21 protein-coding genes are annotated in these 21,559 nt (G+C 74.0%); 13 read left to right on the top strand and 8 right to left on the bottom strand.

Annotated elements, in window-relative coordinates; all coding sequences use genetic code 11:
* Positions 1-126: 126 nt before the first annotated feature.
* From AB0K37_RS16315 to AB0K37_RS16305, 3 genes are read left to right on the top strand one after another with little or no spacing between them, the layout of a single operon-like run.
* A complete protein-coding gene (locus AB0K37_RS16315; protein WP_363981036.1) occupies positions 127-2,625 on the top strand; it encodes an ATP-dependent Clp protease ATP-binding subunit in 2,499 nt (832 codons plus the stop codon).
* Between the two features lie 51 nt (positions 2,626-2,676).
* Positions 2,677-3,267, top strand: a complete 591-nt coding sequence (locus AB0K37_RS16310) for a CGNR zinc finger domain-containing protein (protein ID WP_363981033.1) — start codon at positions 2,677-2,679, stop codon at positions 3,265-3,267.
* Complete coding sequence (locus tag AB0K37_RS16305) at positions 3,264-3,695, top strand: protein-tyrosine phosphatase family protein (protein ID WP_363981030.1); 432 nt, start codon at positions 3,264-3,266, stop codon at positions 3,693-3,695. Before AB0K37_RS16310 ends, AB0K37_RS16305 begins: the two co-directional genes overlap by 4 nt.
* Positions 3,696-3,735: 40 nt before the next feature.
* Here AB0K37_RS16305 and AB0K37_RS16300 read toward each other — a convergent pair whose 3' ends face one another.
* The gene (locus AB0K37_RS16300) at positions 3,736-5,343 is read right to left on the bottom strand and encodes an FAD-dependent oxidoreductase (RefSeq protein WP_363981027.1); all 1,608 of its coding nucleotides are present in this window, start codon (positions 5,341-5,343) and stop codon (positions 3,736-3,738) included.
* 545 nt (positions 5,344-5,888) lie between these two features.
* Between AB0K37_RS16300 and AB0K37_RS16295 the strand changes: the two genes are divergently transcribed.
* Positions 5,889-6,443 carry a lytic polysaccharide monooxygenase auxiliary activity family 9 protein gene (locus AB0K37_RS16295; RefSeq protein ID WP_363981024.1) on the top strand — a complete coding sequence of 185 codons (555 nt, stop codon included), beginning with the start codon at positions 5,889-5,891 and terminating at the stop codon, positions 6,441-6,443.
* On the top strand, positions 6,440-7,363 hold the full coding sequence (locus tag AB0K37_RS16290; protein WP_363981021.1) for a glycoside hydrolase family 19 protein: 924 nt from the start codon (positions 6,440-6,442) through the stop codon (positions 7,361-7,363). The genes AB0K37_RS16295 and AB0K37_RS16290 overlap by 4 nt, the downstream gene beginning before the upstream one ends.
* Before the next feature lie 182 nt (positions 7,364-7,545).
* Here AB0K37_RS16290 and AB0K37_RS16285 read toward each other — a convergent pair whose 3' ends face one another.
* From AB0K37_RS16285 to AB0K37_RS16275, 3 genes are all read right to left on the bottom strand, one after another.
* A complete protein-coding gene (locus AB0K37_RS16285) occupies positions 7,546-8,295 on the bottom strand; it encodes a TIGR03943 family protein (protein WP_363981018.1) in 750 nt (249 codons plus the stop codon).
* Positions 8,292-9,332, bottom strand: a complete 1,041-nt coding sequence (locus AB0K37_RS16280; protein ID WP_363981015.1) for a permease — start codon at positions 9,330-9,332, stop codon at positions 8,292-8,294. The genes AB0K37_RS16285 and AB0K37_RS16280 overlap by 4 nt, the downstream gene beginning before the upstream one ends.
* A gap of 94 nt (positions 9,333-9,426) precedes the next feature.
* Positions 9,427-9,720 (bottom strand): hypothetical protein, encoded by a 294-nt coding sequence (locus AB0K37_RS16275; RefSeq protein WP_363981012.1) that lies wholly within the window; start codon positions 9,718-9,720, stop codon positions 9,427-9,429.
* Between the two features lie 232 nt (positions 9,721-9,952).
* On the opposite strand from AB0K37_RS16275, the gene AB0K37_RS16270 reads away from it, so the two are divergent.
* Positions 9,953-10,447 carry a hypothetical protein gene (locus AB0K37_RS16270; RefSeq protein WP_363981009.1) on the top strand — a complete coding sequence of 165 codons (495 nt, stop codon included), beginning with the start codon at positions 9,953-9,955 and terminating at the stop codon, positions 10,445-10,447.
* A gap of 53 nt (positions 10,448-10,500) precedes the next feature.
* Here the strand turns inward: AB0K37_RS16270 and AB0K37_RS16265 are convergent, their stop codons facing one another.
* The gene (locus tag AB0K37_RS16265) at positions 10,501-11,868 is read right to left on the bottom strand and encodes a carbohydrate-binding protein (RefSeq protein ID WP_363981006.1); all 1,368 of its coding nucleotides are present in this window, start codon (positions 11,866-11,868) and stop codon (positions 10,501-10,503) included.
* A gap of 181 nt (positions 11,869-12,049) precedes the next feature.
* Here AB0K37_RS16265 and AB0K37_RS16260 point away from each other — a divergent pair, with 181 nt between their 5' ends.
* On the top strand, positions 12,050-13,057 hold the full coding sequence (locus AB0K37_RS16260; RefSeq protein WP_363981003.1) for a helix-turn-helix transcriptional regulator: 1,008 nt from the start codon (positions 12,050-12,052) through the stop codon (positions 13,055-13,057).
* 53 nt (positions 13,058-13,110) lie between these two features.
* On the opposite strand, the gene AB0K37_RS16255 is transcribed toward AB0K37_RS16260, so the two are convergent.
* Positions 13,111-13,566 carry a MarR family winged helix-turn-helix transcriptional regulator gene (locus AB0K37_RS16255; protein WP_363981000.1) on the bottom strand — a complete coding sequence of 152 codons (456 nt, stop codon included), beginning with the start codon at positions 13,564-13,566 and terminating at the stop codon, positions 13,111-13,113.
* Positions 13,567-13,644: 78 nt separating this feature from the next.
* Between AB0K37_RS16255 and wrbA the strand changes: the two genes are divergently transcribed.
* The 5 genes from wrbA (at position 13,645) to AB0K37_RS16230 (ending at position 19,323) form a co-directional block, all read left to right on the top strand.
* Entirely contained in the window at positions 13,645-14,286 is a 642-nt protein-coding gene (gene wrbA / locus AB0K37_RS16250; RefSeq protein ID WP_363980997.1) for an NAD(P)H:quinone oxidoreductase, read from the top strand.
* Between the two features lie 115 nt (positions 14,287-14,401).
* The gene (locus tag AB0K37_RS16245; protein ID WP_363980994.1) at positions 14,402-15,844 is read left to right on the top strand and encodes an MFS transporter; all 1,443 of its coding nucleotides are present in this window, start codon (positions 14,402-14,404) and stop codon (positions 15,842-15,844) included.
* Positions 15,845-15,896: 52 nt separating this feature from the next.
* Positions 15,897-16,709: a carotenoid biosynthesis protein gene (locus tag AB0K37_RS16240; protein WP_363980991.1), complete on the top strand. Its 813-nt coding sequence runs from the start codon at positions 15,897-15,899 to the stop codon at positions 16,707-16,709.
* Entirely contained in the window at positions 16,697-18,166 is a 1,470-nt protein-coding gene (gene crtI, locus AB0K37_RS16235) for a phytoene desaturase family protein (RefSeq protein ID WP_363980988.1), read from the top strand. Before AB0K37_RS16240 ends, crtI begins: the two co-directional genes overlap by 13 nt.
* A 23-nt stretch (positions 18,167-18,189) precedes the next feature.
* A complete protein-coding gene (locus AB0K37_RS16230) occupies positions 18,190-19,323 on the top strand; it encodes a glycosyltransferase family 2 protein (protein ID WP_363980986.1) in 1,134 nt (377 codons plus the stop codon).
* Here AB0K37_RS16230 and AB0K37_RS16225 read toward each other — a convergent pair.
* Positions 19,274-19,879 (bottom strand): glycerol-3-phosphate acyltransferase, encoded by a 606-nt coding sequence (locus AB0K37_RS16225; RefSeq protein WP_363980983.1) that lies wholly within the window; start codon positions 19,877-19,879, stop codon positions 19,274-19,276. The two genes, AB0K37_RS16230 and AB0K37_RS16225, sit on opposite strands and share 50 nt — an antisense overlap.
* A gap of 52 nt (positions 19,880-19,931) precedes the next feature.
* Between AB0K37_RS16225 and AB0K37_RS16220 the strand changes: the two genes are divergently transcribed.
* On the top strand, positions 19,932-20,657 hold the full coding sequence (locus tag AB0K37_RS16220) for a spheroidene monooxygenase (protein ID WP_363980981.1): 726 nt from the start codon (positions 19,932-19,934) through the stop codon (positions 20,655-20,657).
* On the opposite strand, the gene AB0K37_RS16215 is transcribed toward AB0K37_RS16220, so the two are convergent.
* A partial coding sequence (locus tag AB0K37_RS16215; protein ID WP_363980979.1) for a phosphate acyltransferase PlsX occupies positions 20,651-21,559 on the bottom strand: 909 nt, incomplete at its 5' end. The two genes, AB0K37_RS16220 and AB0K37_RS16215, sit on opposite strands and share 7 nt — an antisense overlap.

Here is a 21,559-nt window from a genome sequence, read left to right as displayed (position 1 = left end):
GGGCGCTTCTCGATTCCTGACCGCTTGCCGCAGGACGGTTGGCGTGGGGGTTTCCTGGGGCATGCCATGGGCAGGGGGATGTCCGTTGTTATGACGTGTCCTTCGACTACCGGGGGGTTTTCGGAGATGACCGCGGGATGGTACGGGCCGGGGGGATCAGACCCGTTCGAGGAGATGCTCGCCCGCTTCTTCGGGTCGCGGGCGCACCGGCGGCCCATGGAGCGGATCAGTATCGCGCGGCTGATGAGCGAGCCCGCGCGGGAACTGGTGCGGGACGCGGCCGCGCAGGCGGCGCAGTGGGGCAGCGACGATCTGGACACCGATCACCTGCTGTGGGCGGCGACGCGCCAGCAGGGGACCCGGCAGTGGATGGTGCGGGCCGGCGCCGACCCGGACAAGATCCGGGACGAGATCGAGGACCACGCGCGGCGGGGCGAGCCCCGGGACGTCCCGCCCGAGCTGACCCCGTCCGCCAAGCGGGCGCTGCTCGACTCGCACCAGGTGTCGCGGGCGCTCGGATCGTCCTACATCGGGCCCGAGCACCTGCTGTTCGCGCTGGCGCTCGACCGCGGGTCGAGCGCGGGACGGATCCTCGACCACGAGCACGTGACGCCCGACTCGCTGCAGCAGGCGGCGCCCGGCGGAGGCCCCGGGCAGCCGCCGCCGGCCGGCGGCGGGCAGCCGAGCGGGACGCCCACGCTGGACGAGTTCGGACGCGACCTCACCGCCCTCGCCCGCGAGGGGCGCATCGACCCGGTGATCGGACGCGAGGACCAGATCGAGGAGACGGTCGAGGTCCTCTCGCGGCGCACCAAGAACAACCCGGTGCTGATCGGCGACCCGGGGGTCGGCAAGACCGCGATCGCCGAGGGGCTGGCCCAGCGGATCGTCGACGACGAGGTCCCCGAGACGCTGCGCGGCAAGCGCATCGTCCAGATCGACCTGGGCGGCGTCGTCGCGGGCACCCGCTACCGGGGCGACTTCGAGGAGCGGCTGAAGAAGCTCGTGGACGAGATCCGCGAGCACACCGAAGGCCTGATCGTGTTCATCGACGAGATCCACACGATCGTGGGCGCGGGCAGCGCGGAGGGCGCGATGTCGGCGGGGAACATGCTGAAGCCCCCGCTCGCCCGCGGTGAGCTGCACGTGGTCGGCGCGACGACGATCGACGAGTACCGCCGCAACATCGAGAAGGACGCGGCGCTGGAGCGGCGCTTCCAGCCGATCCTCGTGCCGGAGCCGAGCGCGGACGACAGCATCGAGATCCTGCGCGGCCTCCGCGACCGGTACGAGGCGCACCACCAGGTGCGCTTCACCGACGAGGCGCTCGTCGCGGCCGTCGACCTGTCCAGCCGCTACCTGACCGACCGGTTCCTGCCGGACAAGGCGATCGACCTCATCGACCAGGCGGGCGCCCGCGTCCGGCTGCGCAGCACGCGCAACGGCGGGCGCCGCGAGCTGGAGCAGCGCCTCGACCAGCGGCGCCGGGAGAAGGACCAGGCCGTCGCGGACGAGGACTACGAGCGCGCCTGCGAGCTGCGCGACGAGGTCTCCCGGCTGGAGAAGGACCTCACCGAGACGCGCGGGAACGGCGCGCCGGCCACGGTCCCGGAGGTGACCACGGAGGACATCGCCGAGGTGGTCTCCCGGATCTCCGGCGTCCCCGTCACCCAGCTCACCCAGGCCGAGCGGGAGCGCCTGTCGAACCTGGAGGGCCACCTGCACGAGCGCGTGGTCGGGCAGGAGGACGCGGTCGCGGCGGTGGCGCGGGCCGTCCGGCGGTCCCGCGCCGGGATGGGCGACCCGAACCGGCCGATCGGCGGGTTCCTGTTCCTCGGCCCGACCGGCGTCGGCAAGACCGAACTGGCAAAGGCGCTGGCGGAGGCCCTGTTCGGCAGCCAGGACCGGATGATCCGGTTCGACATGAGCGAGTTCCAGGAGCGGCACACCGTCAGCCGCCTGATGGGGGCGCCGCCCGGATACGTCGGCTACGAGGAGGCGGGGCAGCTCACCGACGCCGTCCGCCGCCGGCCGTACTCGGTGATCCTGCTGGACGAGATCGAGAAGGCGCACCAGGACGTGTTCAACGTCCTGCTCCAGCTCCTCGACGACGGCCGCCTCACCGACGCGCAGGGCCGCACGGTCGACTTCCGCAACACCGTCGTGATCATGACGAGCAACCTCGGCTCGGAACTGATCACCGGCACGACCGAGATCGGCTTCGGCGCGTCCGGCGACGGCGGCGGCGGGCTGCGCGACCGGATCATGCGGCGGCTGCGCGAGTCGTTCCGGCCCGAGTTCCTCAACCGGATCGACGAGATCATCGTCTTCCGGCGGCTGGAGGAGGGGCAGCTCCGCCAGATCACCGACCTGCTGCTGGACGAGACGCGCCGCCGCCTGCGCGCCCAGGACGTCTCCGTCACCTTCAGCACCGAGGCCGTGGACTGGCTCGCCGAGCGCGGCTACCAGCCGGAGTTCGGCGCCCGCCCGCTGCGCCGGACGATCCAGCGGGAGGTGGACGACCAGCTCTCGGACCTGCTCCTGTCCGGCGACCTGGGGCACGGCGGGCACGTCGACGTGTCCGTGGTGAACGGCGGCCTCCAGTTCGACGTCGCGACCGGGTAAGGGTTACAGTCCTCCTATAACCCTTACGGAACGCCGGGTGCGGGAGGACGTGTGCTCATTCCGATGGCCGACTACGCGGCGGGCGTCGAGGTCGCGAACGACCTGGTCGCCACGTCGCCGGACGTGCGGGGGGCCGAGGCCCTCTCCGGACCCGGCGACCTGGCCGCGCTGCTCTCCGGATACGACTTCGCCGCCTATGACGTGGCCCCCTGTGCGTCCACCGCCGGGGCGCCGAGCGCGGAGGACGTCGAGAAGGTCCGCTTCCTGCGCCGCGAGGTGCGGGCCGTGCTGGAGTCCGAGACGGAGGACGAGGCGGTGGAGCGCGCGGCGATGCTGGCGGGGCACGTCGGGCTCGCGCCGGTACTGCGCCGCGACCCCTCCGGCCGGTGGCAGTGGCACGTCCCGACGGCTCGGGACGCGTCCCTCGTCGCCGAACTGGCCGCCGTCGTCGGCGTCTCGTTGCTCGGCCTCGTCCGGGCGCTCGGCCACGGCCGTTTCCGCGCGTGCGCCGCCCCCGGCTGCGGCGGAGTGTTCGCCGACGCCAGCCGCGCCGGGCGCCGCCGCTACTGCATGCCCGAGGTGTGCGGAAACAGGGTCAACGTCGCCAACCACCGCGCGCGCCGCCGGGCGGTGACCCGATGACGCTCGACGGTGCGATCCGGCTTCCCGACGGGACCCTGATCCGTGGGCGCGGCCTGCGGAGACCGCTCCCCGACGGGCCCGTGCCCGACTTCGGGCTCTACCTGGGCTCCGGCCGCCTCCGCCGCAGGCACGCGCCGGACCTGGGCTGGCCGTCCGCGTGGATCGACTGGCCGGACTTCCTGTTGCCCCGCGACCGGGACGAGGCCGTGCGGCAGATCCGCGCCCTGCACGAACGGGCCCGCTCCGGCGCCGCCGTCGAGGTCGCCTGCGGAGGCGGCGTCGGCCGCACCGGAACGGTCATCGCGTGCCTGGCCGTCCTGTCGGGAGTCGACTCCTCGGGGGCCGTCGCCTGGGCGCGCGAGCACCACCACCCCCGCGCCGTCGAAACCCCCTGGCAGCGCCGCTGGGTCACGGCCTTCCCGTCCTGAACCGCCGGTCCAGGACGGGAACGCCTCCGGCTCGCCGGGGTCAGCTCGCGTCGAGGATCAGCTTCGCGGCGTGCTCGCCGATCATCATGCTGGGGGCGTTGGTGTTGCCGCCGATGATGCTCGGCATGATCGACGCGTCCGCCACGCGGAGGCCCTCGATGCCCCGCACGCGCAGCCCGGGGTCGACGACGGCCCGCTCGTCGGCGCCCATCCGGCACGACCCCACCGGGTGGTAGACGGTCGTGGCGCGGTTCGGCAGCTCCCTGGCCAGGGCCTTCCGGTCGGGGTACCGCGGCCCGGGGGACAGCTCCTCCTTGACGTCCCCGGCGATGGCCTGGCTCGCCATGACCTCGCGGACGAGCTCGATGCCGTCCAGCAGCAGCCGGGCGTCGTCGGGGTCGGTGAGGTAGCCGGGGTCGATGACCGGCGCGTCGGACGGGTCCGCCGAGCCCAGCCGGAGCGTGCCGCGGCTCTTCGGGTAGATCAGCGTCGGCATGATCGTGAGCGCGGAGCGCTTGTCGACGGCGTGCCGCACCGGCGCGTCCTGGTTCGGGAACGGGTACGACCACGGCAACGCGTGCAACTGGATGTCGGGGATCTCGCCCGCCTGCCCGCTGCGGACGAAGCCGACCGCCTCGAACACGCTGCGGGCCACCCACGTCCCGCCCCGCGTCCACTCCTTGGCGACGCCCCTCGCGAAGTAGGGCGCGGTCCCCTTGTGGCGGGCCGTGTCCATGACGAACGTCATCGGCACGAACATGTGGTCGTGCAGGTTGTCGCCGACGGGCAGGTCGGCGCGCACCTCGATGCCGTGGTCCTTCAGGTGGGCGGCCGGGCCCACACCGGACAGCATCAGCAGGTGCGGGGAGCCGAACGCCCCCGCCGAGAGGACGACCTCCCGGGACGCCCGGATCGTCGCCGTGCCCTTCTTGCCGGCGACCTCGACGCCCGTGGCCCGCCCCTTCTCGATCACGACCCGCCGCACGGTCACGTTCGTCAGGACGGTCAGGTTCGCCAGGCCGTGGTCGTCCAGGTAGCCGACGGACGAGCTGTAGCGCAGGCCGTCCGCGACGCTCTGCTGGAAGACCCCCACGCCCTCCTGCTCGGCGCCGTTGTAGTCGTCGTTGCGCTTGACGCCCGCCGCCTGGACGACCGCCTCGATAAAGGCTTCGGAGGCAGGAGTGAGGTCACGCTGCCGTGTCACCTGGATAGGCCCACCTGCGCCGCGCAGATCGGAAGACCCGTCCTCCCAGTTCTCCATCCGCCGGTAGCTGTCGAGGACGTCGTCGAAGCCCCACCCGGTGCAGCCCTCGGCGGCCCAGTCGTCGTAGTTCCTGCGGTGGCCGCGCACGAACAGCATGCCGTTGATCGACCCCGAGCCCCCGAGGACGCGCCCCCTGACCTGCGGGATCTTCCGGTCGAGCGCGTTCTTCTGCGGGGCGCTGTAGAAGCCCCAGTCCAGCCGCTTCTTCAGCTGCGGGACGTTGTGGAAGACGGCGATCAGCCCCGGCTTGCGGACCAGCGGCGTGCGGTCCGGACCGCCCGCCTCCACCAGGACGACGCTCGCCCCGGACTCGGCCAGCCGCTTGGCCAGCACGCAGCCGGCGCTGCCGGCCCCCACCACGACGTAATCAGCGCTCCGGTCCATGTGTTCCTCTCAGCGGACGCCGTGCAGCGAGGCGACCGCTAACGAGGGCCCGCGCCTGGCCCTTGTCGGCGCCGCCGTCCCGGCCGGACGCGGGAGTTCCCGCCGGTCGGGCGACAGAAATGGGTGGCCCGATCGTAGAAGGGCGGGGACGGGCCTCCAAGGGGTGTCCCGGTGACCGGAACCTCACCGTCGCCGACGTCCTTTCCTGGGCTTTTGCCGGTCCGTTGGCACAAATCGCCGACCACCGGCGTCCGGTTGCGGGGAATGGTGCCGAATCTCCCGACCGGAATCCGGTGGTTCGCTTCCCTGCCTGCACTGGTCCGGCCGGACCCTCGCGGCGCCGTTTCGGCGGTTTCCGGCGGACTCTTGCCCGCGATCGGGCGCGGGGTTAGCGTTCGGTCAATCCGATAGGAAAGTTTCCTATCCGATGGAGTGTTCATGTCCCGCCCCCGCGCCCCGCCACCGCGTTCGTCGACTGCTCCCCCGGCGGCAGGCCCTGCCGCGACGACGTCCCATGACCACCCCCATCACGCGAGGACCCCCGCATGGAAACGACCCCCCGCACGAAGAAGACCCCCCGCACGAAGCGCTCGCGCAGGATCGCCGCCGTCACGGCGGGCGTCGGAATCGCCCCCCTCGTCGCCGTGGTGATCCCGGCGACCTCGGCCTGGGCCCACGGATACGTGTCGGCGCCGATGAGCCGGCAGGCCCAGTGCGCGCAGCGCATCGTCCAGTGCGGCTCCATCCAGTGGGAGCCGCAGAGCGTCGAGGGCCCGAAGGGCCTGCGCAGCTGCAGCGGCGGAAACGCACGGTTCGCCGAGCTCGACGACGACAGCAGGGGCTGGAGGGCCACGACGGTCGGCCAGACGGTGACCTTCACCTGGACGTTCACCGCCCGGCACCGCACGTCGAACTACGAGTACTACGTCGGCGGCAGGCGCGTCGCCGTGGTCGACGGCAACAACCAGCAGCCCCCGTCCACCGTCTCGCACTCGGTCAACCTCGGCGGCGTCACCGGCCGGCAGAAGGTGCTGGCGATCTGGAACATCGCCGACACGGCGAACGCCTTCTACGCCTGCGTCGACGTGAACGTCCAGTGACGCCGGAACGCAAGGCGCGGCGCGTCCCCCTGCCGGCGGGCGCCCGGCTGACCGGCGCTCTCCTGCTCGCGGCGGGGACGCTGTCGGCCGTCCTGCCGATGGCGCCGGCCTCCGCCGCGGACTGCGCGGCGGCGTGGAGCTCCACCGCCGTCTACACCGGCGGCGCCGCGGTGTCCTACAACGGGCACAACTGGTCGGCGAAATGGTGGACGCAGAACGAGACCCCGGGCCGCGCCGACGTGTGGGCCGACCAGGGAACCTGCGGCGGGTCGTCCGACCCCGGCGACCCGCCTGGCCAGGGCGGGTTCGTGGTGAGCGAGTCGCAGTTCGACCAGATGTTCCCGAGCCGCAGCTCGTTCTACAGCTACAGCGGTCTGACGGCGGCCATGGCGGCGTTCCCCGCGTTCGCCAACACCGGAAGCGACACGGTGAAGAAGCAGGAGGCCGCCGCCTTCCTGGCCAACGTCAACCACGAGACCGGCGGGCTGGTCTACATCGTCGAGCAGAACACCGGGAACTACCCGCACTACTGCGACGCGAGCCGGTCCTACGGGTGCCCGGCGGGGCAGGCCGCCTACTACGGTCGCGGTCCCATCCAGCTGAGCTGGAACTTCAACTACAAGGCGGCGGGCGACGCCCTCGGCATCGACCTGCTGAACAACCCGTGGCTCGTGGAGCGGGACGCGTCGGTCTCGTGGCGGACCGGGCTCTGGTACTGGATGACCCAGAACGGCCCGGGCACCATGACCGGCCACAGCGCCATGGTCAACGGCCGCGGTTTCGGCGAGACGATCCGCAGCATCAACGGCGCCCTGGAATGCGACGGCCGGAATCCGGCCCAGGTGCAGAGCCGGGTGAACGCCTACCAGCGCTTCACCCAGATCCTCGGCGTCCCCGCGGGGAGCAACCTGACCTGCTGAACGACCCCGCACGCAGGACACGGCCTGCCGACGAGACCCAGCCTGCCGTCGGCCACGGCCTGACGGCGGCCCGCACCCGGGAACCCCGGGTGCGGGCCGTCCGCCGTGCCGGGATCCGGGAGGGGTTCTGAACAACTACCTCGTCAACTCCGGGACCCGTCTGACCGGGACGGCGGGCCCGGTCACTCGTAGGGATCGCCGGGCCTGCCGATCCGCTGGAGGGACCGCCCGCGCAGCGTCTGGACGACGGTCGCCCGCCGCCCGGTCGCGGGCGGCTCCCACACCCCGTCGACCCGCACCCACGTGTCGGCGGGCGGCCGCGGCAGGCCCCGCACGATGACGGGGAACGGGATGGCGTCGCCCGCGCAGCACGCGACCTTCAGCCGGGTGAGGCGCCAGCCGCGCTCGCCCTTCGCCGGCGGGGTCACGAAGCCCGTCAGCCGCACCGGGACACCCTCGAACGAGGCGGGGTCGCCCGTCTGCGCCAGGTAGGCGCGCCCGATGAACTCGCCCATGCTCATCGGGACGGGCGTCCCCGTCCTCGGCAGCGGGGCGAAGCCCTCGGCGGGGGACGGCGGAGGCGGCGCCGCGCGACCGGCGCCGCGCGCCGCGGTGAACGAGCCGAGCGCGGGCGGCGCGATCACGAAGATCGCGAGCACGGGCGCGCAGAGCAGCCACGCCACGCCCGGACCGTGCGCATGGCCGCCGCCGTGCTCGCCGTGGTGCTCGTCGCCGTGCCCGTCGTCGCCGGTGCCCCGCCATTCCCGGCGCAGGCCGGCGGCGCCCAGAACGACCAGCGCGATCGCCGCGGCCACCAGCGGATAGCGGAACCCGGGCCGCACGTAGTTGACGTACTCGCCGCTGCCCAGCGTGATCCACAGCATCGCGCCGCCGAGCAGGACCAGCAGCAGGTTCTGCGCGGACCTGCTCATGACACCAGCCCTCCCACCAGCGCGCTGACGCCCACCGCCAGGCAGAACGTCAGCGGGACGAACCGGACCGCGAAACTCCGGCCGAAGAACCCCGCCTGCAGGGCGATCAGCTTCAGGTCCACCATCGGGCCGACCACCAGGAACGTCAGCCGCGCGGTGGTGGAGAACTGCGACAGGCTGGCCGCCACGAACGCGTCGGCCTCCGAGCAGATGGACATCAGGACGGCCAGCACCGCCAGGAGCAGGACCGACACCACGGCATCGCCCGCCGCCGACGAGACCCAGGACGAGGGCACCGCGGCGTTGATGGTCGCGGCCGCCGCGGCGCCCACGACCAGGAACCCTCCGGCGTGCATGATGTCGTGCCGCATGGCCTGCCGGAACGCGTCGAGGCGCCCGGCCGCCCCGTGCGCGTGGGGACGCGACGGCACCTTGAGCCATTCGCGCCTGCCCAGCAGCAGCCACGCCCACCCGGCCAGCACCGCGACCAGCAGCGAGGCGGCGAACCGTCCCGCCACCATCTCCGGACGTCCCGGGAAGGCGACCGCGGTGGCGACCAGCACGATCGGGTTGATCGCCGGGGCGGCGAGCAGGAACGTGAGCGCGGCGGCGGGCGCCACCCCGCGTGCCATCAGCCCGCCCGCGACCGGCACCGACGCGCACTCGCACCCCGGCAGGACCGCCCCCATCGCGCCCGCGACCGGCACCGCCGCGCCCGGCCGGCGCGGCAGCACCCGACGCCACACCGACGCCGGTACGAACGCGGTGATCGCGGCCGACAGCGCGACGCCGAACACCAGGAACGGCAGCGCCTGGACGCACACCGCCACGAAGATCGTTGCCCATGCGTCCAGGGCCCGCGCACCGATGCGCGGCGCCGCCCACGCCCGGCCGAGCACGAGCGCCACGGCCAGCGCCGCGAACGCCCAGGCCGCACGGGCGCCGGGCGCGGCGCCCCGCCCGCGCCCCCATTCCGCCGGAGGAAGCAGCTCCTCCTCGGCCAGCGGCGGGCCGGTGCGTTCGATCATGCGGTCCATCGTCCCAGAGCCCGCCCCCGCAGGGCCCGGGATCTAGACCACGCCCGGCCGCGCCGACGGCCTGCGGCCGCCGGTCACCGCGCGGGCGCGGGTGCTAGCGCATCGCGTGGGAGGCGCGGCCTCCGACTCTCTCGTCCATCTCACCGCGCTGCATCGGGACCTCCGTGCTCTCCTCGCGCATCTCCTCCAGGCGCATGGCGACGCCGATGCAGAAGAAGGTCGGGGCCCATTCGCCGACGAAGATGCCCCAGCGGTCGGCGCGGTCCATGCCCCTCTCCTCCAGCTGGTTGGAGAGCGCCCACGAGGCGAACGCCAGGGCGATCGACCCGAGTCCGGCCGTGTACATGTGGTGCGACTTCAGGCCTCGCTTGTGCAGTGTCTTGATCATTTTCCCCCCTTGGTCGGTCGGGCCGTACCCGGGCGTTCACCTGCACAAGCGCGCATTGGCCGGTTTTTGCCCACTCCGGACGCGCGGGTATCCGGCCGCCGCGGACCGCCGGCCGCACCGGAGGCGGCGCGGGGAGTACCCGTCCGCCCGCTGGGTACCGCGAGGTGCATCGACCGAGGAGCCACCCTCACCTCACGCGCAGGGCCGCCCCCGGGCGGCGGGAAGGATCCGCATGGAGAAGACGGCCGGACCATTCCTGGCGATCTACCTGAACGACCATCTCGCGGGCGCGGCGGCCGGGGTGGGACGCTCTCGCGCGCTCGCCCAGGCGCACCGGGGCAGGCCCGAGGAGGAGCGGCTGCGGCGGCTGGCCGACGAGATCGCCGCCGACCGGGGAGCGCTGCTGTCCGTCATGGCGTCGCTCGGCGTCCCCGTCCGCCACTACAAGAGCATCGCGCTGTCCGTGGCCGAGAAGGCGGGACGGCTCAAGTTCAACGGCCGCCTCAGGGAGCGTTCCCCGCTGAGCGACCTGGTGGAGTACGAGTTCCTGCGCCTGGCCGTCGAGGGCAAGGCCGCCGGATGGCGCACGCTGCGCATCCTCGCCGACCGGACCCCGGACCTGGACGCGGCGGAGCTGGAGAAACTGCACGACCGCGCCCAGGCGCAGATAGATCTCCTCGAAGACCTCCGCAAGAGCGCCGCCACCGACGTCTTCACCGCCGGCTGACATGAATCCGGCCTTTCCCCCCAGCGTCACGCTGGGGGGAAAGGCCGGGTGCGTCAGACGCGCTGCCAGAGCGCCGGGACGTTCTCCGGCGTCCAGCCGGGCTGCGCCTGGTGCGACTGGATGCACTTGTAAGTGGAGCCGTTGTAGGTCGCGACGTCGCCGACCTGGTAGACGGTCCCCGCCGCCCAGCTGCCGCTCGGCGGGTCGTCCGGCGGGTCGTCGGGCGGGTTGGACGTGCCGGTGTAGAGCGTCAGGCCGTAGGCCTGGAGCCCCTCGTTGACCGGCTGGAAGAACGTCGTCCCGCCGCTGCGGCAGTCGCCGGAGCCGCCGGACGTCGTCCCCTGCGCCTGGGTGCCGGAGATGAACGAGCCGCCCGAGTCGCCGGGCTCGGCGCACACGTTCGTCTGGGTGACCCCGGAGACGGTGCCCTGCGGGTAGGTGACGCTGGTGTTGAGCTGCTGGACGGTCCCGCAGTGCCAGCCGGTGGTGGAACCGGAGCGGCACACCGGGGAGCCCGTCTGCGCCACCGTCGAACCGGAGACGGTCGGGTCCTGGACGGAGCCGTAGCCGTTCACGCGCGCGACCGGCGACCAGCTGCCGTTCGTCGCGACCCAGGCGTAGTCGTTGCCGGGGAACGAGGAGCCCTGGAAGCTGCCCTGCTGGACCTGGTTGTACCCGCTGGTGGACGTGCCCGGCCGGCCGCAGTGGCCCGCGGTGATGAAGCCGGGCGTCCCCCCGCGGGTGACCGAGAAGCCGATCGAGCAGCGTCCCGAGCCGTTCATGTAGTAGGCGTCGCCGCCTCGCAGGTCGTAGTAGGTGCGCGGCTTGATCTTCGAGCGCCTGACGGTGACCTCGGCGGCGTCGACCCCGGCGGCCTTCGCGAAGGCGCGGGCCTCGGCGGGCGCGGAGCTCAGCACCACGACGCGGTTGGCCTGGACGTCCACGTACCAGACGGGGGAGTGGGACGGGGCGCTGCGCGCGGCGGCACGGTCGAGCCTCGCCTTCGCGGCGGTGAGGTCGGCCAGGCTGCGGCCGACGACGGTCGCCCGCGCGCCCTGGGCGGTGATCTCGGCCGTCCGGGCCGGGTCGGTGGTCGCGACGTGCAGCGTCTCGGCGGTCCTGCCGCTGACCCAGCTGCCGGCGAAGGCGCCGCCGAGCCTCAGCCGCAGCTTCCCGGCGGTGACGCCGGAGTCGAACTGGTTGACCAGCGCCTGCTTCGCCTGAGCCGCGGTGAGGCCGAGGTCGCGCCGCATGGCCTTCAGCATGGCCTGCGGCACGTTCGCCGCCGTCGCCGCGGAGTAGGGGGCCGGACGGGCGGGCCCGGCGGGGTCCGGCTGGGCGACCGCGACGCCCTGCGTGCCGGCCAGACCCAGCGCGCCGGCCGCGAGCACGGCGACGCGCATGCCGCGTCTGTGAGACATGGTCTCTCCTCGGGGGTGGGGGGTGCGGCAAACGTAGATGTCCTCGCGCGCGACGAGAAAGGCTCTCCGCCCCCACGTTCTGGCGAGTTATCGCCGCTGTCGGAATACGCCACCGATCCGTTCGCCGTGAACGGCTTGGAAGTCACACTCCATCGGCTCCATAATCCGGATCATGTTCCCCGTGACCGCAAAAGATGAGAATCCATTCGCGGCTCTCGGTGTCACCGCCTCCCAGCAGACCCTTTACCTCGTCCTGCTGTACAACCCCGGCAGCACACTGAGCGAGTTGGCGGGGGTGTCGGAGGCGCCGCCGGGTCGCCTGGCGGCGCTCCTCCTGGAAATGGAGGCCCTCGGCATGATCAGCGTGGAGGGCGCCGCGGGGGCGGACGCCTCGGCGGACCGCGCGTACTCCGCCCATCCTCCGGACGCCGTGGTCGAGGCGCTCATCCGCAGGCGGGAGGCGGAGTTCATCCGCGCGCGGATCGAGGCCAAGCGGATCAGCGGCGATCTGCTGGCCGCCGAGCAGCGGTCGAACCCGGAGAGGCTGGTCGAGGTCGTCGACGGGCTGGACGCGGTGATCCAGCGCTACGAGCAGGTGCAGCGCGCCGCGGTCAGGCAGGTGAAGGCCATCGACAAGCCGCCCTATGCCGTCGACCCGGTCAGCCCCAACGAGATCGAGCGCGAGCGCCTCGCGGAAGGCGTGGAGTACCGCGCCATTTACACGCCCGAGGCCCTCGCCATCCCCGCGCGCATGGACCTGGCCCGCCAGGATTCCGGCTTCGGTGAGCGCTCCCGCATCCTGGAGAATCCGCCCGCCAAACTCGTCATCGTGGACGACGAAATGGCGCTGATGCCGCTGCGGGGCGACGATCCCAGCATCACCGCCCTCATCCGCCCGTCGACCCTGCTCGACATTCTCATCGACGTTTTCGACACCTGCTGGGAACAGGCGATGCCGCTGCGTTTCGACGACGAGTCGGGCTCGGTCGGCGTCCGGCCCCGGTTGTCCGAGGCCGACCGGCATCTGCTCACCCTCCTCGCCGCCGGGCTCAAGGACGAGGCGGTGGCCCGCCACACCGGAATGGGCGCGCGCACGGTCAGCCGGCACGTCGCCCGCCTCCTGCGCACCCTCAACGCCCGCACCAGGTTCCAGGCGGGCGTCCACGCCGCTCGCCGCGGTCTGGTCTGAGGGCCGGAGGGCTCACCGCCCCGGGTTCGCGCTCCGAACGCCCGCGCCTGGCGTCACATGCCCGGTCTCGGGCGCGCGCGCCGGGGGTCGACGTTGGCGGTCAGGGTGCCGAGCACGCCGGGCAGGTCCGCCACGGTCTGCTCGGGCAGGCCGGCCACGGTCTCCTCCGCCAGGGCGCACCACAGCTCCTTGACCCGTTCCGCCAGGGCCGCGCCCGAGTCGGTGAGCTCCACGATGCTGGCGCGCTTGTCGGAGGGCGCGGGCCTGCGCCGGACGTGCCCGGACGCTTCCAGCTTGCGGGTCATGAGCGTGACGCTGGGCGGCTCGCAGCCGAGCGCCTCGCTGAGCTGGGCCTGGATCCGCGGGCCGGTCCGCGCGAGTTCGAGCAGCAGCGCCTCCTGGCCGGGGTGCAGGCCGAGCGGGGTCAGCAGCGCCGCGGCCCGGGCCCGGTGGCGCAGGCTCAGCAGGCGGATGGCCTGGTTGATCGCGTCGGCTCGGTCGAAGTCCACGGGCCCCTCCTTGACGGATTAGTTATGCGCATAACATTATGCGCATAACTAATCCTAGCGCGAGGCCGAGGAGCCGACATGTCCGTGAAGGTCGCCGTCATCTACTACAGCTCGACGGGCGCCGTGCACGCGCTCGCCGAGGCCGTCGCCGAGGGCGCCGCCACCGCCGGCGCCGAGGTCAGGCTGCGGCGGGTCGCCGAGCTGGCCGCCGATTCCGCGATCGACGAGAACCCGCGGTGGCGGCGGCACATGGACGCCGCCGCCGCGGTCCCGGAGGCCGCCGTCGAGGACCTGGCGTGGGCCGACGCGTACGCGTTCGGCACGCCGACCCGCTTCGGAGCGCCCGCCGCGCAGCTCAAGCAGTTCCTCGACCAGAGCGTCGGACTGTGGCGCGACGGCGTGCTGGCCGACAAGCCGGTGACGGCGTTCACCGCGGCCTTCAACCGCCACGGCGGCGGCGAGGCCACGATCATCTCGCTGGCCAACGTCTTCTACCACTGGGGCGCGCTGATCGTCCCGCCCGGCTACACCGACCCGGCCGTCTACGCGGCCGGAGGCAACCCCTACGGCACCTCGGCGGTGACCGGCCCGTCCGGTGACGGGCCCGACGACGCCTCCCTCGACGCGGCCCGCTACCAGGGCCGCCGCCTCGCCCGGACCGCGATCCGCCTGCTGGCGGGCGCCCGTGCCGCCGACGAGGAAGCCCGTGCCCTGACGTGAACGGCCGCTGAGCCGTGTCAGAGGCGATTTCACCCCGGCATCGCCGGGACGGTGCGGGCATCGGGCGGCCTCGCTCGCCGGGCCCCGCCGCATTCATTCGATCTAGGAGGCGCTTGTGTCGTCCGATTTGTCGGCGAAGGTTTCGGCCCGCGGGGCCGTGAGGGCGGGGAGCGGGCCCGGCCGGGTGGTGCTGGCGCTGGTGTGCGCGTGCCAGTTCATGGTGATTCTGGACGCGTCCATCGTCAACGTCGCCCTGCCCTCGGTCGACCGGGACCTCGGCTTCACCGCCGCGGGACTGGCCTGGGTGGTGAACGGCTACCTGCTCACGTTCGCCGGGTTCATGCTGCTGGGCGGACGCGCCGCCGACCTGTTCGGCCACCGCCGGACGCTGGCCGCCGGACTGCTCCTGTTCTCGGCCGCCAGCCTGGTCGGCGGCCTGGCCACCGCACCGCAGATCCTGGTGGCGGCCCGCGCCGTCCAGGGCGTCGGGGCCGCCGTACTGGCCCCGGCGACGCTGGCCGTGATCAACACCGGCTTCACCGGGGCCCGCGAGCGGGCGCGGGCGTTCGGCGCGTGGTCCGCCGCGGGCGGCGTGGGCGGGATGGCGGGCGCGGTCGCGGGCGGAGCCCTCACGACCGGCCTGTCCTGGCGGTGGGTCTTCCTGGTCAACGTGCCGATCGGCGCGGTGCTGATCATGGTGGCGCTGGCATCGCTGTCCGGCGCGCGGACGGCCCGGCGGGAGCCGCTCGACCTGCCCGGCGCCGTCACCGGGACGGCGGGGCTGGCCGCGCTGATCTACGGGGTGATGCAGAGCACCGGCCACGGCTGGACGTCCGCGCGGGTCGCCGGCCCGGTCCTGGCGGGCCTGCTCCTGCTCGCCGTCTTCCTCGTGGTGGAGGGGCGCTTCGCCGCCCGGCCGCTGATGCCGCTGCGGCTGTTCAGGATCCGGGGGGTGGCCGTGGGCGGCGGCATGCTCCTGCTCTTCGGAGGGATCACCGTGGCGATGTGGTACTTCACGTCGCTGTTCCTGCAGAACGTCCTGGGCTACGGCGCACTCCGGGCCGGGCTCGGGCAGACGCCCGCGGCCGTGGTGTTCATGGTGGTCGCGCGCTTCGCCGCCGGACTGCTGCCGCGAGCAGGCGCGCGCCTCCTGGTGCCGGCGGGCTGCTGCTTCTTCCTCGCCGGGTTCGGCTGGCTCTCCCAAGCCGGAGCCGGCAGCGGCTACGTCACCGGGGTGCTCGGGCCGACGCTGCTCGTCGCGGTCGGCATCGGGCTGACGTTCCCCACGCTCATGGCCGCGACGACCGCGGGGGCGCCCGAGGGCGACGCGGGGGTCGTCGGTGGACTGGCCAACACCGCCGCGCAGGCGGGCGGGGCGGTGGGCCTGGCGGTGCTCGCGACGGCCGCCGCCGCGCGGACGCGGGCGGCGCCCGGCTCCCCGACCACCGCCGCCGCCCTCGCCGCCGGTTACGACCGGGTGTTCCTCATGGCGGCCGGTCTGGGCGTGCTCATCGCCGTGGTGGCTCTGCTGCTGCCCCGCGGACGGACCGCGTCCTGACGATCGATGCATCCGCCGAGCCGCCTCGGTACGAAGGGGTCGTGTGGGCTTTGTGCGCAGAACGCGGCTCGGCTGGGACGCGCCGGCGTCGCGACCCCTCGGACTGCTCGGCGCCGGGCTGCTGGCCGCGATGGTGGTCGCCCAGGTCGCGTCCGGGCTGAGACCCGAGCCGATCCGGCTGACCAGCGTGGTCGTGGTGCTGCTGGCGGCGAGCGCCGTGGCGTTCCTCGCCGACCGGCGGGGCCCCGGGCGCGCGGCCGGGGCCTTCGCCGCGACGGTGGCCATCGGGTACGCGGCCGAATGGGTCGGCATCCGCACGGGCCTGCCGTTCGGGGAGTACTCCTACACCTCCGTGCTGCGGCCGCAGGCGGGCGGCGTGCCGGTCGTCGTGGCGGCGGCGTGGGGCGGCATGGGGCTGGCCGCGCACGCCGTCGCGACCGCGATCGCGCCGCAGAACCGGGCCGCGCGGTGGGCGGCGGGGGCCGCCGCGCTGACGGCATGGGACCTGTTCCTGGACCCGCAGATGCTCCGGCTCGGCCTGTGGACGTGGGCGGACGGCGGCCCCTACCGAGGGGTGCCGCTCAGCAACTTCGCCGGATGGCTGGCGGTGTCCTTCCTGGTCATGATGGCGATCGACCTGATGGCGGGACGGGAGGACACCGCCGTTCCGGCACGCGGACCCGGCCCGGCTCGCGGACAGGGCCCGTCCCGGGGGCTCGTCACCCTCTACTCGGTGATGGCGGGCATGGAGACGCTGGCGTTCGCGGCGGTGTTCGAGCCGCGGGACCCGCTGGTCGCGGCGGCGGGCGGGGTGGCGATGGGGGCGTTCGCCGTCCCGGCATGGAGGCGCGCATGGCGGAAGTGATCGTGGTCGGCGGCGGGGTCGGCGGGATGACCGCCGCGCTGCGGCTGGCGCGCGGCGGCCACGAGGTCCGGCTGTACGAGCGGCTGGACAGGCTCGGCGGGAAGCTGGCGGAGTACGAGCGGGACGGGTTCGCCTTCTCGCTCGGGCCGTCCCTGCTGACCATGCCGCGCCTGTTCCGGGAACTCGGCGTGAACGTCCCGCTGGTGGAGCTGGACGAACTGTGCCGCTACCACTTCGCCGACGGGTCGCGCCTCCGCGCGTTCCGCGGCCCCGACCGGATGGAGCGGGAGGTCGACCGCCTGAGCCCCGGGCAGGGCGCGGCCTGGCGGTCCTTCTACGGCTGGGCGGAGAAGTGCTACGCCGCCTCGGAGCGGAACTTCTTCGCCGGGCCCCTGGGCCGTCCCCCCGAGAAGCCCCGGATCCGCGACCTGTTCTCGGTCGCGCCGGGCCGGACGCTGGACGGCCTGGCGCGGCGCTTCTTCGACGACCCGCGGATGCGCCAGTACGTCGGCCGGTATGCCACGTACGCGGGGTCGAGCCCGTACCAGGCGCCGGCGGCCCTCGGCTGCGTCCCGGCCATCGAGCACGGGGACGGCGGCTGGTACGTGGCGGGCGGCCTCCCCCGGATCGCCGACGCCCTCGCCCGGCTCCTGACCGACGCCGGCGTCGAGGTCCGCACGGGCACCGAGGTGGCGGAGGTGACCGCCGGCCGTTCGGCGGTCTCGGGCGTGGTGCTGGCGTCGGGAGAGCGGGTGAGCGCCGACGCCGTGATCGTCAACGCCGACGCCGCCGCGCTGTACGGCTGGCTGCTGCCCGACCGGCGCCGGCTGCGCAGGCTCGCCGGGCTCGGCCTGTCGTCGTCGGCGTTCCTGCTGCTCGCGGGGGTCGACGGCCGGACGGAGGGACTGCCGCACCATTCCGTCGTGTTCTCGGCGGACTACCGGAAGGAATTCGACGACATCTTCCGCCGGAACGTGCCGCCGGACGACCCGACCGTCTACGTCGGCTGCTCGGCGGTGGACGACCCGGCGCAGGCCCCGTACGGGGCGGAGAACTGGGTGATGCTGGTGAACGTCCCGGCGCGCGATCCCGGCCGGTGGCCGATGTCCCGCGAGTCCTACCGGGACCTGGTGCTGGAGCGGCTGGCGAAGCGCGGGCACGACCTCTCGGGACGGCTCCGCTTCGTGGACATGTTCACGCCCGCCGACCTGCGCGACCGGTACGGCGCCTGGGGCGGCGCCATCTACGGCACCGCCTACCGGGGACGTTTCGCGCCGTTCCGCAGGCCGGGCAACCGCGGGCCGCGGCGCGGCCTCTACCTGGTGGGCGGGTCGGCGCATCCGGGCGGCGGCCTCCCGCTCGTCGCGATGGGCGGGCGGATCGTCGCCTCCCTGGTGAACCGGGACTTCGGCGGCGCCCGCGGCACCGCGCCCCGCGAAAGGCCGGAAACACGATGAGTCCTGGAAAGACGAGGCCAGGCATGGTGAGGCCGCTGACCGTCCTCCAGGCGGCCGCCGCCGCGGTCGTCGCGGCGCGGCTGGCCCGGGGACGCCGCCGTCGCGCGCCGCTGGGGCCGGGTACGGCCGGACCGCCGCCGGAGCGGGTGTCGGTGGTGATCCCCGCCCGCGACGAGGAGTCCCGCCTCGAAGGGTGCCTGGCACCGCTGCTCGCCGACCCGGCCGTGGACGAGGTGATCGTCGTGGACGACGAGTCCCGCGACGGCACCGCGCGGCTGGCCAAGAGGCTGGGCGCCACCGTCGTCCCCGGCGCGCCGCTGCCGGACGGGTGGGTCGGCAAGCAGTGGGCCCTGCACCAGGGCGTGCGGGCCGCGACCGGCCCGATCGTCGTCCTGCTGGACGCCGACATGCGTCCCAAGGCGGGCCTCTGCGCGGCACTGGCGGCGCTCCTGGACGCCCACGACCTGGTGAGCGCGGGTCCTCGCTTCATCTGCGACAACGCGGTGGAGCAGGCACTGCACGCCTCGCTGCTGGCCACGCTCGTCTACCGGTTCGGCCCCATCGGGTCGACCGGGCCGGGGACGTCCGTGGAGCGGCTGCTCGTCACCGGCCAGTGCATGGCCTTCCGCAGGGCGCGGATGCGGGAGGCCGACGGGTTCGCTCGGGTCAGGCGCCATCTCACCGACGACGTCGCGCTCGGGCGGCTGCTCGCCCGCGACGGCTGGCGGGTCGCGTTCGTGGACGCGGGCCCGCTGCTGGAGGTGGACATGCACAGCTCCGCCGCGGACGTGTGGCACGCCTGGGGACGGTCCATCGCGATGCGGGACGTCACCCCCGCGGCCCACATGGCGGGCGACCTGGCCGTGGTCTGGCTGACCGCCGCGCTCCCCGTCCTGCGGCTCGCGGCGGGACGGCCCACACCGCTCGACCTCGGCCTGCTGGCGCAGCGGCTCCTGCTGGTGACGGCACTGCGCGGCAGCTACGCGCGTGCGAGCCCCGGTCTGGCGGCCTCCCCGTTCCTGGACGTGGCGACGGCCGTCCGGCTCACCTGGTCGGCGCTGCTGCCGACGCGCACCTGGCGCGGCCGGGACTACGGCCCGGCGGCGGTCAGGCCCGCCGCCCCGCCAGCGCGGCCTGCCCGAACCGCAGCCCGATGAGGCACATCAGCGCCCCGGTCCCGGCGACCTGCCCGACCGGCGCGAAGAACAGTTGCAGCACCGGCAGCGAGAACACCGCGAGGCGGGTGCCCCACGCGAACGAGAAGGCGGCGCTGCCCGCGAAGAGCAGGACGAGGCCGAGCGCGAACGCCGCCGGGCAGATCACCGCGAACCCGCCCGCGAAGGTGAGGATCGAGCGGCCGCCCCGGCGTCCGGCGAACAGCGGCCAGGCGTGGCCGGCCATCGCCGCGCCGACCGCCGCGTACACCGGCAGGACGCTCGTCCCGGCCACCGAGCCGAAGCGGCCCGTCTCGGCCCCGCTCACCAGGAGGCCGACCAGCCCGGCCGCCGTCCCCTTCAGCATGTCCCCGGCGAAGACCGGCACGGAGGCCTTCCGGCCGAGCTGCTCCATGACGTTCCAGAAGCCGGGGTTGCGGTCGCCGACCTCGCGCGGGTCGAGGCCGTGGGCGCGGCCGACGAGCACCGCGACCGGCACCGAGCCGAGCAGGTAGCCGCCGGCGACCGACACGACCACGGGAATCACCACCGCGAACACCGGAACCGCCTCATGAACATCGGAACCACCTCATGACCATCGGACCTGCCTCATGAGCACGCAGATCATCGCCTCGTTCCACCTCGCCAGGTACGCGGGAGCGGACGCCATGCGGCACATGGCGTTCGACCGTCCGGTGCTGCGCGGCACCGGCGGGCTGCGGTTCTGGCGGCTGCTCGGGACGGGGAAGGGCCCGTCCATGAGCCTCGGCGCCGACCTGCGCCGCTGGGCCCTGTTCGCGGTGTGGGACGGCGAACCGGCGCTGGAGCGCTTCCTCGCGCGCTCGCCGATCGGGGCGCGGTGGCGGGAGGAGGCCGAGGAGTCCTGGCATGTGCGGCTCGCGCCGCTGGCGTCCCGGGGCCGGTGGGGAGGGGCCGACCCGCTCGCCGGAGCGGCGGCCCACCCCGCGCCGCACGGCCCGGTGGCCGTGCTGACCAGGGCTTCCATCCGTCCGGGACGGCTCGTGGCGTTCTACCGTTCCGTGCCGGACGTCGACCGCCTGCTGCGCGGCCAGGACGGCTGCCTGGCCTCGGTCGGGATCGGGGAGTGGCCGCTCGCCCGGCAGGCGACGTTCTCGCTGTGGCGGGACGCGGCGGCCGTCCACCGCTACGCCTACCAGGGGAGCGCCCACCGCGCCGTCATCGGGCGCGTCCGCCGCGAAGACTGGTACAGCGAGGAGATGTTCGCCCGCTTCGCTCCCTACGGCAGCGAGGGCTCCTGGGACGGCCGCGACCCGCTGCGCCCCGCCGACCACGGCCCCGGGCCCGTGGCTCACTGACCCTCCGCGGCCAGGTCGCGGGCCACCACGCAGGCGCGGGTGACGGCCGCCGCGCTCGACGAGCCGTGCGCGACGACGACCGTCCCGGCCAGGCCGAGGAGCGCGGCGCCTCCGTGGGTGTCGGCCGCGTACAGCCGCGCGACCGCCTCCAGCGGACCGGCGTCGACGGTCCCGGCGCGGGCGACGAGGCCCAGCGTCGTGCGGACGCAGCCCTCGATGTTCTTCAGCACCACGTTCCCGGTGAACCCGTCGGTCGCGACCACGTCGACGGTTCCGGCCAGCACGTCGTGGCCCTCGACGTTGCCGTGGAAGCGCACCGGCGTCTCCGGCAGCAGCAGCGCCGCGTCCCGGACGAGCCGGTTGCCCTTGCCGGGCTCCGCGCCGATCGACAGCAGCCCCACCGAGGGATCGGCCACGCCCAGGACGCTCCGCGCGTACTCGGCGCCGAGCGTCGCGAACTGCGCCACCATCTCCGCCGACGGGTCGGCGGTGCCGCCCGCGTCGACCAGGACGGTGAAGCCCGACATGGCGGGCAGCGCCACGGCCAGCGCCGGGCGCAGCACGCCCTCGCGCCGCCCGAAGGCCCGGACCGCGCAGGTCACCACCGCGCCGGTGGACCCGGCCGACACGAACGCCGCCCCCTCGCGCCGCGCCAGCTCGCAGCCCACCATCAGGCTGGACTTCGACTGGAACGCGGCGTTCGAGCCCCGCTCGGCCATGGGGATCACGTCGTCGGCGTGCTGCACCTCCAGCTCGCCGCCGCCGCCGTGCCGCCGCAGCTCCTCGTCGATCTCGTCGGCCCGTCCCACCAGCAGGACGGGGACCGCGTGCTCGCGACGCGCCGCCAGCGCGCCCGGCACCGTCGCGGCGGGCCCGCGGTCGCCGCCCATGGCGTCCAGCAC

Origin of the sequence: Actinomadura sp. NPDC049753, from assembly GCF_040674655.1 — a bacterium.
Classification (GTDB): domain Bacteria; phylum Actinomycetota; class Actinomycetes; order Streptosporangiales; family Streptosporangiaceae; genus Spirillospora; species Spirillospora verrucosospora.
Note: the sequence above shows the minus strand (reverse complement) of the source record. Positions and strands in the feature narration are given on the sequence as shown.

What these genes read in the sequence shown, in the direction of transcription:
- AB0K37_RS16315 (WP_363981036.1), top strand. Translation starts at nt 127, where the DNA reads ATGACCGCGGGATGGTACGGGCCGGGGGGATCAGACCCGTTCGAGGAG.
- AB0K37_RS16305 (WP_363981030.1), top strand. Translation starts at nt 3,264, where the DNA reads ATGACGCTCGACGGTGCGATCCGGCTTCCCGACGGGACCCTGATCCGT.
- AB0K37_RS16300 (WP_363981027.1), bottom strand. Translation starts at nt 5,343, where the DNA reads ATGGACCGGAGCGCTGATTACGTCGTGGTGGGGGCCGGCAGCGCCGGC.
- AB0K37_RS16295 (WP_363981024.1), top strand. Translation starts at nt 5,889, where the DNA reads ATGGAAACGACCCCCCGCACGAAGAAGACCCCCCGCACGAAGCGCTCG.
- AB0K37_RS16285 (WP_363981018.1), bottom strand. Translation starts at nt 8,295, where the DNA reads ATGAGCAGGTCCGCGCAGAACCTGCTGCTGGTCCTGCTCGGCGGCGCG.
- AB0K37_RS16280 (WP_363981015.1), bottom strand. Translation starts at nt 9,332, where the DNA reads ATGGACCGCATGATCGAACGCACCGGCCCGCCGCTGGCCGAGGAGGAG.
- AB0K37_RS16275 (WP_363981012.1), bottom strand. Translation starts at nt 9,720, where the DNA reads ATGATCAAGACACTGCACAAGCGAGGCCTGAAGTCGCACCACATGTAC.
- AB0K37_RS16270 (WP_363981009.1), top strand. Translation starts at nt 9,953, where the DNA reads ATGGAGAAGACGGCCGGACCATTCCTGGCGATCTACCTGAACGACCAT.
- AB0K37_RS16265 (WP_363981006.1), bottom strand. Translation starts at nt 11,868, where the DNA reads ATGTCTCACAGACGCGGCATGCGCGTCGCCGTGCTCGCGGCCGGCGCG.
- wrbA (WP_363980997.1), top strand. Translation starts at nt 13,645, where the DNA reads ATGTCCGTGAAGGTCGCCGTCATCTACTACAGCTCGACGGGCGCCGTG.
- crtI (WP_363980988.1), top strand. Translation starts at nt 16,697, where the DNA reads ATGGCGGAAGTGATCGTGGTCGGCGGCGGGGTCGGCGGGATGACCGCC.
- AB0K37_RS16230 (WP_363980986.1), top strand. Translation starts at nt 18,190, where the DNA reads ATGGTGAGGCCGCTGACCGTCCTCCAGGCGGCCGCCGCCGCGGTCGTC.
- AB0K37_RS16220 (WP_363980981.1), top strand. Translation starts at nt 19,932, where the DNA reads ATGAGCACGCAGATCATCGCCTCGTTCCACCTCGCCAGGTACGCGGGA.